10 protein-coding genes are annotated in these 12,956 nt (G+C 64.0%); 9 read left to right on the forward strand and 1 reads right to left on the reverse strand.

The window, feature by feature from the left end:
• Positions 1-94 precede the first annotated feature (94 nt).
• The 6 genes from HAP48_RS17470 to HAP48_RS17495 all read left to right on the forward strand — a co-directional run bounded on the left by HAP48_RS17470 (position 95) and on the right by HAP48_RS17495 (position 8,646).
• On the forward strand, positions 95-1,786 hold the full coding sequence (locus tag HAP48_RS17470) for a putative bifunctional diguanylate cyclase/phosphodiesterase (RefSeq protein ID WP_166212200.1): 1,692 nt from the start codon (positions 95-97) through the stop codon (positions 1,784-1,786).
• A 205-nt stretch (positions 1,787-1,991) separates the two neighbouring features.
• A complete protein-coding gene (locus HAP48_RS17475) occupies positions 1,992-2,885 on the forward strand; it encodes an ABC transporter substrate-binding protein (protein ID WP_166212197.1) in 894 nt (297 codons plus the stop codon).
• 31 nt (positions 2,886-2,916) lie between these two features.
• Positions 2,917-4,527, forward strand: coding sequence for an amino acid ABC transporter permease/ATP-binding protein (locus HAP48_RS17480; protein WP_166212194.1), 1,611 nt, complete (start codon positions 2,917-2,919; stop codon positions 4,525-4,527).
• Between the two features lie 40 nt (positions 4,528-4,567).
• Entirely contained in the window at positions 4,568-5,809 is a 1,242-nt protein-coding gene (locus tag HAP48_RS17485; protein WP_166212191.1) for an acetamidase/formamidase family protein, read from the forward strand.
• Between the two features lie 82 nt (positions 5,810-5,891).
• Entirely contained in the window at positions 5,892-8,231 is a 2,340-nt protein-coding gene (locus HAP48_RS17490) for an acetamidase/formamidase family protein (protein WP_166212188.1), read from the forward strand.
• Positions 8,232-8,259: 28 nt separating this feature from the next.
• On the forward strand, positions 8,260-8,646 hold the full coding sequence (locus tag HAP48_RS17495; protein WP_166212186.1) for a RidA family protein: 387 nt from the start codon (positions 8,260-8,262) through the stop codon (positions 8,644-8,646).
• 106 nt (positions 8,647-8,752) lie between these two features.
• Here HAP48_RS17495 and phaR read toward each other — a convergent pair whose 3' ends face one another.
• Entirely contained in the window at positions 8,753-9,340 is a 588-nt protein-coding gene (gene phaR, locus HAP48_RS17500; RefSeq protein ID WP_166212183.1) for a polyhydroxyalkanoate synthesis repressor PhaR, read from the reverse strand.
• A 315-nt stretch (positions 9,341-9,655) separates the two neighbouring features.
• On the opposite strand from phaR, the gene HAP48_RS17505 reads away from it, so the two are divergent.
• The 3 genes from HAP48_RS17505 (at position 9,656) to yddG (ending at position 12,859) form a co-directional block, all read left to right on the forward strand.
• Positions 9,656-10,834: an acetyl-CoA C-acetyltransferase gene (locus HAP48_RS17505; RefSeq protein ID WP_166212180.1), complete on the forward strand. Its 1,179-nt coding sequence runs from the start codon at positions 9,656-9,658 to the stop codon at positions 10,832-10,834.
• A gap of 268 nt (positions 10,835-11,102) precedes the next feature.
• Positions 11,103-11,828, forward strand: a complete 726-nt coding sequence (phbB, locus tag HAP48_RS17510; RefSeq protein ID WP_166212176.1) for an acetoacetyl-CoA reductase — start codon at positions 11,103-11,105, stop codon at positions 11,826-11,828.
• Positions 11,829-11,992: 164 nt separating this feature from the next.
• The gene (gene yddG / locus HAP48_RS17515; RefSeq protein ID WP_166212173.1) at positions 11,993-12,859 is read left to right on the forward strand and encodes an aromatic amino acid exporter YddG; all 867 of its coding nucleotides are present in this window, start codon (positions 11,993-11,995) and stop codon (positions 12,857-12,859) included.
• Positions 12,860-12,956: the final 97 nt, after the last annotated feature.

The following is a 12,956-nucleotide window of genomic DNA, read 5'->3' on the forward strand; positions in this document are numbered from 1 at the left end:
ATTTATCAACTTCTCCTAGCGTTGGATTCGCCGGAACCACTATCTTGAGGGCGTGCAGAATCACCGGGCGCCGTCCCAAATCGAGACATGTTCGATGCCACCTGTCCCGCCAGCCGCCAGCATCCTCGCCTCGCTCGGCCAGGCAACATTCGCCTGGGACCTGGCGAGCGACGCGATCGCCTGGAGCGACAATGCGGCGACGGTCTTCCCGGATATCCCCGTCGCTGCGCTCGCGAGCGGCGCCGAGCTCGCCAAGCTGATCGAGCCATTGCGTTCGGTTCGATCAGATGCGCTCGGCCAGGCCGCGACTGTGCGCAGCGGGGAGGGCGTTCCCTACCGGATCGAATATGGCGTGCGCGCCGTCACCTCGGCGCCGGTGATCTGGATCGAGGAGACCGGCTGCTGGTTTGCCGGCGCCGACGGCAGGCCGGCGCTGGTGCAGGGCGTCGTCCGCATCAACAATGAACGGCACGCCCGCGACGAGCAGCTCATGAAGCTGTCGCGGCACGATCCGCTGACCAACGAGCTCAACCGCACCTATCTGATCGCCTCGCTCGCCGAGACGATCGAGGAGTGCGCGCGCTTCCGCACCTCCTGCGCCTTCATGCTGATCGGCATCGATCACCTGGCGCGGGTCAACGATGCCTTCGGCTTCGATGTCGCGGACGCCGTCATCGCCGAGGTTGCGAAGCGGATCCGCGCCCGGCTGCGCAGCGGCGACATGCTCGGCCGCTTCTCCGGCAACAAGTTCGGCCTGATCCTGCGCAACTGCACCGTCGATGACACCAATGTCGCGGCCGAGCGCTTCCTCGCCGCAGTCCGCGACGAGGTGGTGCCGACCAAATCCGGCCCGGTGTCGGTGACCGTGTCGATCGGCGCCGTCACCATCCCGCGCCATGCCAGGTCGGCGGAGGAGGCGGTCAATCGCGCCCAGGAGACGCTGGACGCCGCCAAGAGCCGCCGCGCCGGATCGTTCGCGCTGTGGAAGCCGAATGTCGAGCGCGACGCCCAGCGCCGCGTCAACATCCGCGTCACCGACGAGATCGTCACCGCGCTGAACGAGCGCCGTATCGTGATCGGCTTCGAGCCGGTGGTCGATGCGCGTTCGCGGCAGGCTTCGTTTTACGAGTGCCTGGTCCGCATGGAGCAGGACGACGGCCGGGCGCTGCTCGCGCCTGATATCGTACCGGTCGCCGAGCGGCTCGGCCTGATCCGGATGGTCGATCATCGCGTGCTGGAGCTCGCCATCGCCGAGCTTGCCGCCGCGCCTGATGTCCAGCTCAGCCTCAACATCTCGCCCGACACCACGATGGATCCGGACTGGTGGGCGACCATCGAATCGCTGATGCGGGCGCATCCCGGCGTCGGCGAGCGGCTGATCGTCGAGATCACCGAGACGGTCGCGATCCAGGACATCGACGATGTCCGTGGCTTCGTCACGCGGCTGAAGAATTTCGGCAGCCGGATCGCGATCGACGATTTCGGCGCCGGCTACACCTCGTTCCGCAACCTGCGCAAGCTCGGCGTCGATATTGTGAAGATCGACGGCGCCTTCGTGCAGAACATCGTGCGCTCGGCCGACGACCGCGCCTTCGTGCAGACGCTGATCGATCTCGCCCGCCGTCTTGAGATCAAGACGGTCGCCGAATGGGTGCAGGACGAAGAAGCCGCCGTGATGCTGCGCGAGTGGGGCTGCGACTTCATCCAGGGCCGCCTGATCGGCCTCGCCTCGCCGGACCGGCCGTGGAACGGGGCGACCGAGAAGGCCGTGCCCGCCGCGAGCTGAAGCGCGATGATCGGCTGATCACCGCCCTCCCGCTCCGTTCTCGGCAGAGGTTGCTCAAAATATGAGCGCGTCGTGCCCAAGCTTTGGCGCGGGTTCATCCAATTTATTGTGCGTTCCCAGACAAGTTTTCCGGCGGCGATCGGCTTTTACTTCTTCGAGGTTTGGACCGTGGCTTGCGCCATGACAATGTCGAAAGAGGGATCGAATGGTCACGCAATCTTTTCCGCGCACGCACAAACTGATGCATATCGCGGCGCTAGGGGCCCTGCTGCTTGTGGGCGTCGGTGCCCCGACCGGCGCCAAGGCCGCCGCGCCGGCCGCCTGTGCCGAGTTGCAGGCGAAATATCCGGACTGGAAGGGCAAGACCCTTGTCAACGCCATCAATCCGCATACGCCAGGCTACGAGTCGATCGATCCGAAGGATCCGAGCAAATATGTCGGCTTCGATATCGATCTCGGCGAGCAGATTGGTGAATGCCTCGGCTTCAAGCTGACCTACAAGGCGGTGACCTTCGCCGCACTCCTGACCACGCTGGCCAGCGGTCAGGCCGACATTGTGATCTCTGACATCTACGCCACGGAAGAGCGTGCCAAGGCGGCCGACTTCATCACCTATTCGAAGGTGTTCGACGGCGTATTGGTCGCCAAAGGAAATCCGAAGAAGATCACCGGCATCAATACCTCGATGTGCGGCGCGGCGGCGGCCGAGAACACCGGCTACGTCGAAGTCCCGCTGATCCAGGCACTGGTGCCGGAGTGCAAGAAGGAGGGCAAGCCTGAGCCGACCATTCAGCTCTATGACAACAACGCCAACTGCATCCAGGCGATCCTGGCCGGACGCGCCGATACTTATGTCAACGACGTCAACACCGTCGACAATGCGGTGAAGGCCTATCCGGATAAGCTCGAAAAAGCCATCGCGGTGACGATACCGTATCGCGTCGGCATCGCCGTGCCCAAGGACGAGCCGAAATTCCGCGATGCCGTGAAAGCGGCGCTGACCGAGATCCACAAGTCGGGTGACCAGCTCGCGCTGCTGAAGAAGTGGAACCTCGATCCGGAGAACCTGATCGAGCCCGGTCTGCTGATGGTCAAATAAGGCCAGCGCTGACAAAAGGACGGCCCGCTCCATGGAGCTGTTCCTCCACTATTTGACCATGCCGTATATGATCGAGGGCATTCAGGCGACCTTGCAGGTCACCGCCCTCGGTCTACTCGGCGGCCTCGTCCTCGGTGTGATCCTGGCGTGGATGCAGCTCAGCCGCTTCAAGCTGCTGGCGTCCTTCGCCCGGGTCTACACTGTGATTTTTCGCGGCACACCGCTGATCCTGCAGATGGTGTTCGCCTATAACGCCCTGCCGCAGATCGGCATCAAGCTGCCCGCCATTCTCGCCGCCGGCCTCGCGCTGGCTTGCAACGAAGCGCCATTCATCGCCGAGATGCTGCGCTCCGGCGTGCTCGGCGTCGATCGCGGCCAGGTGCTGGCCGGGCAGGCGCTCGGCATGACGCCCGGCGTCCTGATGCGCCGGATCATCGCGCCGCAGGCGATCCGTTCGATGATCCCCGCTTTCGGCAACGAGACCGTCAGCGCATTGAAGAATTCGTCGCTGGCGTCGGTGATCGCCGTGCAGGAGCTGACGTTGCGCTCGACCCAGATGGCGTCGGCAACTTTCGATTTCTTCTCGATCTTCTTCGCTTCCGGCCTGATCTATCTGTTCCTCACTGCGGCGATCGCCGGCACCCAGCTGTTCCTCGAATGGCTGTTCGATCTCGACCGCGCGTCGAAGCAGATGAGGCTGATGCGGATGATGCCGTGGTATCGGGCGCAGGGGCTCGATGATCCGCTGACCGCGGCGGACGAGACGCCGCCTGAGATCCTGCCCGATGTCGGCGTCGCCGAATTGCCGCCGCCGCGTTCGCAGCCCGGGCGTATCGATCGTGCCAAACGCACCGAGATGCTGGCGCGAAACAACGTGGCCGTCGATATCGCCGCGCTGCGCAAGAGCTATGACAAGCAGGTGGTGCTCGCAGGCATCGATCTCGCGGTGCGGATCGGCGAGGTGATCGCGCTGCTCGGGCCGTCCGGCTCCGGCAAGAGCACGCTGCTCCGCTGCATCAATAATCTCGAGCTCTGGAACGACGGCAGCATCAAGGTCGGCGGTCGCCGGCTCGGCTTCAACGATCACGGCAAGGCGCTGTCGCCGCGGCTGCTGGCGCAGGCGCGTGCCGAAGTCGGCGTCGGCATGGTATTCCAGCAGTTCAACCTGTTCGGCCACCTCACCGCGAGGGAGAATATCGCCGGGCCGCTGCGCTGGGTGCATGGCGTGTCGCGCCCCGATGCGGATCGCCGGGCGACCGAACTGCTCGCGCGCGTTGGCCTCAGCCACCGTGCCGATGCGCTGCCGCGGCATCTCTCCGGGGGCCAGCAGCAGCGCGTCGCCATCGCCCGTGCGATCGCGCCGAATCCCAGCGTGCTGTTGCTCGATGAACCGACTTCCGCGCTTGACCCCGAACTCGTCAATGAGGTGCTTGAAGTCATCCGTCGCCTTGTGGTGGAAGACGGCCTCACCATGATCATTTCAACGCATCAACTGCGCTTCGCCAGTGAAGTCGCCGATCGCGTGGTGCTGCTGGCGGACGGCGCGATCATCGAGGATGGCCCGGCCAATGAGGTGCTGAGCAATCCGCGCAATCCGGTAGCGCAGCGTTTCCTCAATGCCATGGAGGCCGAAATCGCATGAACAAAAATCAGTCCGCTTGCATCCGCGTGAGGGCCTTTGCGTGAAACATCATCTGTTGTCGGTATCTGCGAAGACCGTGCATTGGGGCTATTTCAGCAAGGTCGTGGCGCCGGCGCTGACGCTGAAGTCTGGCGACCGCGCCACCATCGAGACGCTGACGCATCACGCCAATGACGATTACGAGCGCATGATCGAGGGCGATCCCGGCGCCGAGAGCGTGTTCAAATGGACGCGCGAGCACAAGGCGGTGGCGCGGCGCGGCTCGGGGCCTACCGAAGGCCCGTTCATCCGCGGCTCCGGCGAAGGCGTCGGCGTGCATCTGCTCACCGGCCCGGTGGCGATCGAAGGCGCCGAGCCAGGCGACGTGCTGGAGGTGCGCATTCTCGACGTGCGTCCAAGGCCGGCCTGCAAGGCCTGCCATGCCGGCAAATGCTTCGGCTCCAATGTCGCGGCCAATTGGGGCTTTCACTATCACGACTTGATCGAAGCGCCGAAGCCGCGCGAGGTGGTGACGATCTTCGAGCTCGACACGTTGGGCGAACCCTTCGCCAAGGCGGTCTACAATTATGTCTGGACGCCGCAGACCGATCCCGACGGCATCGTGCATTCGACCATCGACTATCCCGGCGTGCGCGTTGATCACGCCACCATCGTCAAGCGCGAGAATATTCTGAGCAATGTCCGTGTGCCCGCGCGGCTGCATTTCGGCACCATGGGCCTCGCGCCGTCGGAGCAGGATTTCGTGTCCTCGATCCCGCCGAGCTATACTGGCGGCAATATCGACGACTGGCGCGTCGGCAAGGGTGCCAAGATGTTCTATCCGGTCGCGGTGCCCGGTGCGTTCTTCTCGGTCGGTGATCCCCATGCCGCGCAGGGCGACAGCGAGCTCGGTGGCACGGCGATCGAGACCTCGCTCACCGGCGATTTCGAGTTCATCCTGCACAAGCATCGCGATCTCGGCGGCACACAGCTCGAAGGCCTGATACATCCGATGCTGGAAACTCCCGACGCCTGGTCGGTCTACGGCTTCACCTATCCCAACTATCTCGCCGAGCTCGGCGCCAATGCGCAGCTCGAAATCGCCGATCATTCCAGCCTCGACCGCGCGATGCGCGACGCCTTCCGCAAGATGCGTCGCTTCCTGATGACGGTGCACAAGCTCAGCGAGGACGAGGCGATCTCGCTGATGTCGGTGGGCGCGGATTTCGGCGTGACGCAGGTGGTCGACGCCAATTGGGGCGTGCACGGGACCATCCGCAAGAACGTGTTCCGGTGTGACTGATCAGGCGCCGGCCACAGGGCAGGACGTGTCATCCTTTGGGCTGGCATGGAGATTGCTTGGCTTTGGCTCCGAAGGTCGGTGCATGAGGCCGCGTCCATTCACGAGTGAATCCTACTCCGAAGGCGACCGCCCCGAGGCCTGGCGGGACGTCCTGGCGTCTGTCGGCTTGCAGCCGACGGCCGCCACAACCACTCATGCCGGCCATGCCACCGCGGTGCGGCGCAATTTTCAGGGCGTGACGCTGGCGAGGCTTTCGGCAGGGCCACAATCGGTGTCGTTGCGCAGCGATGTGGTAGCCGATCATCCGCTCGTGCTCCTGCCGATCGAAGACGGGGTGGCACTGAAGACGGCGGCCGGTTATCAGATCGTCGCGGCGCGACATCTTCTGCTGCTGCCGCGCGCGGGGGACTGGAGCGTATCGTTCCAGCGCGAGATGCGCGCGGTGGTGCTGTCGGTGGCTTCCGAACCGGCGTATCGCCGCCGCACCACGCCGCAAGACGGTGAGACGCGTGTGCTTCCGCCCGGTGGCTTTGGCAGCGTATTTGCGCAGATGATGGAACTCGCCGCGCGCGATCTCGAAGCGCTGTCCGATGTCGAATGGACCGCGCTCGCGCGAAGTCTCGCCGATCTGCTGCCGACATTCATGTGTCAGCACAGCGATACGGCAAGCGATCTCGGCGGCAGCAGCGCCTCCAAGGCGGCGACGTTGCATCGCCTGTGCGAGACCGTTGAACGCTGCCTCGACGATCCCGATCTGACGCCGGCGAAGATCGCCGGCGCTGAGGGCATTTCAGAACGCTACCTGCAAAAACTGTTCGAGGGTGCCGGCACCAGTTTCACGCATTACCTACGTGAGCGCAGGCTGCAGCGCACCTGGGCCGATCTGTCCAACCCCGCCGAGGCGCATCACTCGATCTCCGAGATCGCCTTCCGCGTCGGCTTCAACGACTCCGCGCATTTCAGCCGCGCCTTTCGCCAGCGCTTCGGTCTATCGCCGCGCGAATTCCGCCAGCATGAAGCCGAGCGCCAAGCCGCATCGACAGCCACAGCCGGCCAACGCGGCTGGCCTCAACAAGCCCTGGCGCAACTGCGCAGCCGGCATGTCGCGCTCGTGCGCAAGACCGCCGCACCCTTTAACGCGCATGACGTGGAGGTCGCGGACGCGGCGCGCCATCACCATCTCGCCGCCGACGCTTCGCGCGTGCATTGGGGATATTTCAGCCGTTCGTTGCCACCGCAGGTCGAGATCGGCTCCGGCGACACCATCACCATTGAGACGCTGACCCAGCACGCCTCCGACGATCCCGAGCGCATGATCAAGGGCGATCCGGGCGCCGAGAGTGTGTTCCACTGGACGCGCGATCGGAAGAACGTCGATCGTCGCGGCGCCGGCCCGCTCGATGCCTCGATCTATGGCCGCGGCGCCGGCGAGGGATTCGGCGTGCACATTTGCACCGGGCCGGTGGCCGTGAAGGACGCGGAGCCAGGCGACGTACTGGAAATCCGCATCCTCGACATCGTGCCGCGCGCGAGCCGCAATCCGAATTTCAAGGGGCGCGTGTTCGGTAGCAGCGTCGCGGCCTGGTGGGGCTATCACTACAAGGAATTCCTCGCCGAGCAGAACGCCCATGAGGCGGTGACGGTCTACGAGATCATCGACGACGATGACGCGCCGCATGCACGAGCGCTGTATTCCTACCGCTGGGAGCCGCAAACCGATCCGTTCGGGACGCTGCACAAGACTTACGACTATCCGGGTATTCCGATCCCGCCATCATCGGTACGGCGCCGGCACGATGTGCTCGACGGCATCCGCATTCCGCTGCGTCCGCATTTCGGAGTTATCGCGCTGGCGCCGCGCGAGGCCGAACTTGTCGATTCCGTCCCGCCCGCATATTTCGGCGGCAATCTCGACAACTGGCGGCTCGGCAAGGGCTCGACGATCTATCTGCCGGTGTCGGTGCCAGGCGCGCTGCTGTCGGTCGGCGATCCTCATGCTGCACAGGGTGACGGCGAACTCGGCGGCACCGCCATCGAATGTTCGATGACCGGCACATTCCAGGTCATCCTGCACAAGAAGAACACGTTCACGAATCAGCCCTTCGCCGATCTCACCTATCCACTAATCGAGACCGAAGCCGACTGGGTGCTGATGGGCTTCAGTCATCCCAACTATCTCGCCGAATTCGGCGCCAACGGGCAGAGCGAGGTCTATGCGACCTCGTCGCTCGATCTCGCGATGAAGGATGCGTTTCGCAAGATGCGCCGCTTCCTAATGAACATCAAAGGCCTCACCGAGGACGAGGCGATCGCGCTGATGTCGGTGGCGGTGGATTTCGGCGTGACGCAGGTGGTGGACGGCAATTGGGGCGTCCATGCCATCCTCAGCAAGCGCGTCTTCGATCACGCGCCGCAAACCTAACGATCAAAGATCAGACGAGGAGACGTCGTTGCAGTTTCACATGATATCCGGTGGCCCGAAGCCGGTCGCGCCGTTCAGCCATGCGGTCGAGACCGACGGCTTCGTCTTCGTCACCGGCCAGATGCCGGATACGCCAGCCACACCCGGCATATTGCCCTGCAGCATCGCGGCGCAGACTCGCGCGGTGATGGAGAATTTGCGCGTGGTGCTTGCGGGCCTGGATCTCGGCTTCGAGCATATCGTGATGTCGCGCATCTATCTGACGCGCTTCGAGGACGATTATGCGGCGATGAACGAGATCTATCGCGGCTACTTCCCGTCCGATCGCCTGCCGGCCCGCACCTGCGTTGGCGTGACCGGTCTAGCCTATGGTGCGTTGATCGAAATCGATCTCGTCTGCCGCCGACTTGCATAGACGCAGCGAACGCCGGCTGAAGAGAGGTTAGCGGCGCCTGACGCCGGGTTCGCCGGCATCAGATCCATGGTGCGGCCGGTCGGTCCGGCCGATCGGCGATCAGGACCTACTCGTCCTTCTTCGTCGGCTGCGACATGCGCTCGAGGCGTTCCTGCATGTCCTTCATCTGGCGGCGAAGGTCGTCGATGTTGCCATCGTCAGCCGCAGGCTCCGGCAGCTTCTCGGCCTCACCACCGCGCTGCGGCACGAACGGCTTGAACATCGAGAAGGTCTGCTGGAACAGCTCCATGTTGCGGCGGACCTGCTCTTCCAGCGGAGCAAACGGCGTACCGCTCAGGGCGCCCGCGATCTGCTTGCGAAATCTCTCCTGTTCCCGGGTCAGCTGATCGATCGACTGCTCGAGATATTTCGGCACCACCATCTGCATGCTGTCGCCATAGAACCGGATCAGCTGGCGCAGGAACGTGGTCGGCAGCAGGTTCTGGCCGGCCTTGTTCTCCTGCTCGAAGATGATTTGCGCGAGCACGGAGCGGGTGATGTCGTCGCCGGTCTTGGCGTCATAGACGAGGAAATCCTCGCCTTCCTTCACCATCGCCGCGAGATCCTCGAGCGTCACATAGGTGCTCGTACCGGTATTATAGAGCCGCCGGTTCGCGTATTTCTTGATCGTGGTCGGTTGTTCAGATTTTGCCATGGGCTCTCACTTCAACACCGAAGAACCTGGAACCCGAACGGCATCGCCGCTGGGTTAAATGCAACGCATCGCAGCAAAGGTAAGCATTTTCAAAGCGGTTCGGCTACCGTTTTGTGCGGCACGGTTAATCTCAAAGCAAAGGGATTGCTCAGGAAAGTGCCAAGAGCGTCATTTTGAGTGCGTCGCGGCGCGATTTGCGTGACAGTTCGATTGACATGTCCCAACGAGGTTTACAGGATAGCCGTCAAGAGACAGGCCCGGCAGACCGGCCGCCCGCCGTCGAGAAACCCAGCTACAACCAATAGGAGATGTCCCATGTCAGACGATGTCGTCATCGTCAGCGCCGCCCGCACCCCCGTCGGCAGCTTCAACGGCGCGTTTGCCACCACACCGGCCCACGACCTCGGCGCGATCGCCATCAAGGCGGCGCTGGAGCGTGCCGGTGTCGAAGCCGGTCAGGTCTCCGAAGTCATCATGGGCCAGATCCTCACCGCCGCCCAGGGCCAGAACCCGGCCCGCCAGGCCTCGATTGCGGCCGGCATCCCGGTGGAAAGCCCGGCCTGGGGCGTCAACCAGCTCTGCGGCTCGGGCCTGCGCACGGTGGCACTCGGCTACCAGGCGCTGCTCAACGGCGATTCCTCTGTTGTCGTCGCCGGCGGCCAGGAATCCATGAGCATGGCCCCGCACGCGCAATATCTGCGCGGCGGCGTCAAGGTGGGCGGCCTCGAGCTGATCGACACCATGATCAAGGACGGGCTGTGGGATGCCTTCAACGGCTACCACATGGGCAACACCGCCGAGAACGTCGCCAAGCAGTACCAGATCACCCGCTCGCAGCAGGACGAGTTCGCGGTCGGCTCCCAGAACAAGGCCGAGGCGGCGCAGAAGGCCGGCAAGTTCAAGGACGAGATCGTCCCGGTCACGATCAAGAGCCGCAAGGGCGATATCGTGGTCGACACCGACGAGTATCCGCGTCATGGCGCCACGATCGATGCGATGGCCAAGCTCCGCGCGGCCTTCGAGAAGGACGGCACCGTCACCGCCGGCAACGCCTCGGGCATCAATGACGGCGCAGCTGCTGTCGTGCTGATGACCGCCAAGGAAGCCGCCAAGCAGGGCAAGAAGGTGCTCGCCCGCATCGTCTCGTGGGGCCAGGCCGGCGTCGACCCCAAGATCATGGGCACCGGACCGATCCCGGCGTCGCGCACCGCGCTGAAGAGGGCCGGCTGGAACATCGCCGATCTCGACCTGATCGAGGCCAACGAGGCGTTCGCCGCGCAGGCCTGCGCCGTCAACAAGGACCTCGGCTGGGATCCGGCCAAGGTCAACGTCAATGGCGGCGCGATCGCGATCGGCCATCCGGTCGGCGCGTCCGGCGCGCGCGTGCTGGTGACGCTGCTGCACGAAATGCAGAAGCGCGACGCCAAGAAGGGCCTCGCGACGCTCTGCATCGGCGGCGGCATGGGCATCGCTATGTGCGTTGCACGCGACTGAACAAAAGGCAGCGAGGTCGGTTAGGTGATGAAAAGATCATCTGTCAACCGCGGCGCGAGCTGATAGAAAAGATGCCCGGCTTTGTGCCGGGCATTTTTGTTTCGAGGGCATGATCCGGAAAAGTGTGAAGCGGTTTTCCGAAAAGATCATGCTCAAAAAAGGGAGCTAAAGCGCGATGACAATTCAACCTGATCTCATCGCGCTTTGTTGAGTGAGTGCGAAGACCGGAGCGATCCGGTTATAAAAGACGGCCAAGGAGGAAACGGACATGGCACGTGTTGCATTGGTGACGGGCGGAACGCGGGGCATTGGAGCTGCGATCAGCAAGGCGCTGAAAGCGGCGGGCTACAGCGTGGCGGCGAGCTACGCCGGCAATGACGCCGCGGCGGAGAAGTTCAAGGCGGAGAGCGGCATTCCTGTCTACAAGTGGGATGTCTCATCGTTCGACGCCTGCGCGGCCGGCGTGAAGCAGGTCGAGGCCGATCTCGGCCCGGTCGACGTGCTCGTCAACAATGCCGGCATCACCAAGGATACCGCATTCCACAAGATGACGCTGGAGCAGTGGAATGCCGTGATCAACACCAACCTCGGCTCGCTGTTCAACATGACGCGCCAGGTGATCGAGGGCATGCGCGCCCGCAAGTTCGGCCGTGTCATCTCGATCTCCTCGATCAATGGCCAGAAGGGCCAGTTCGGCCAGGTCAACTACTCCGCGGCAAAGGCTGGCGATATCGGCTTCACCAAGGCCCTGGCGCTGGAGAACGCCAAGGGCGGCATCACCGTCAACGTGATCTGCCCGGGCTATATCAACACCGAAATGGTGCAGGCGGTGCCGAAGGACGTGCTCGAGAAGAACGTGATCCCGCAGATCCCGGTCAATCGGCTCGGCGAGCCCGAGGAGATCGCGCGCGCCGTGGTGTTCCTCGCCGCCGACGATGCCGGCTTCATCACCGGCTCGACGCTGACCGTGAACGGCGGCCAGTATCACGCCTGACGCGACAAGCGTCCTCGCGTCGCAGGCGCGACCGATCGAACCGTGATGCCCGGCCTTGTGCCGGGCATTCACGTCTGTACAAGGGCAGCCGAAAGCGATGATGTAGATGGCTGCGGCACCCTGAGCGCCTTGCGCTCGTGTCCGGCCGTGCCGGATAAGCCGTGATGACGACCCGAACTGCCACCCTCGTCGGACTGACCGCCATTTTGATGTGGTCGCTGCTGTCGGTCATGACGGTCGCGACCGGCAAGATCCCGGCGTTCCAGCTCGCCGCGATGACCTTCGCGATCGGCGCCGCGGTTGCGTTCGCAAGCTTCCTGTTCCGTCCCGCAGCCTTCGGCGCATTGAAGCAGCCGCCGATTGCCTGGGTCGTCGGCGTCGGCGGGCTGTTCGGCTATCACGCGCTGTATTTCCTGGCGCTGCGTTTTGCGCCGCCGGCGGAGGCGGGCCTGCTCAACTATCTCTGGCCGCTGTTGATCGTGCTGTTCTCGTCGCTACTGCCGGGCGAGCGGCTTGCGATCCATCATATCGTCGGCGCACTGCTTGGTCTGGCCGGCACCGTGTTGCTGTTCGCGGGCAATACCGGCGCCTTCACAGCAGAGCAGATTCCAGGCTTTGCGGCGGCCTTCGTCGCGGCGTTCGTCTGGGCCGCCTATTCGGTGATGTCGCGCCGGCTCAAGGCAGTGCCGACAGATGCGGTGACGGGCTTCTGCCTTGCGACCGCGGTGCTTGCCGCGCTGGTGCACATGATGGCGGAGACCACGGTGTGGCCCGCAACGCCGTTGCAATGGCTTGCTGTTGTGGCGCTCGGCATCGGTCCGGTGGGAGCTGCGTTCTTTGCCTGGGACATCGGCATGAAGCGCGGCGACATCCGCGTGCTCGGTGCCGCATCCTATGCCACGCCGCTGCTCTCGACCGCGTTCCTGATCCTCGCGGGTTTTGCCAAACCGAGCGCGAACATCGCAATCGCCGCGATCCTGATCGCCGGCGGCGGCCTGATCGCGGCGAAAGACATGGTGCTGAGAAAATAGGGTGAGCAAAGCGAAGCCTGTTTCACCGTCACCCTGAGGAGGCCGCAACGCGGCCGTCTCGAAGGGCGACGGCCCGACTGGGGCCGTGCATCCTTCG

Source organism: Bradyrhizobium septentrionale, from assembly GCF_011516645.4.
GTDB classification, from domain to species: Bacteria; Pseudomonadota; Alphaproteobacteria; order Rhizobiales; family Xanthobacteraceae; genus Bradyrhizobium; species Bradyrhizobium septentrionale.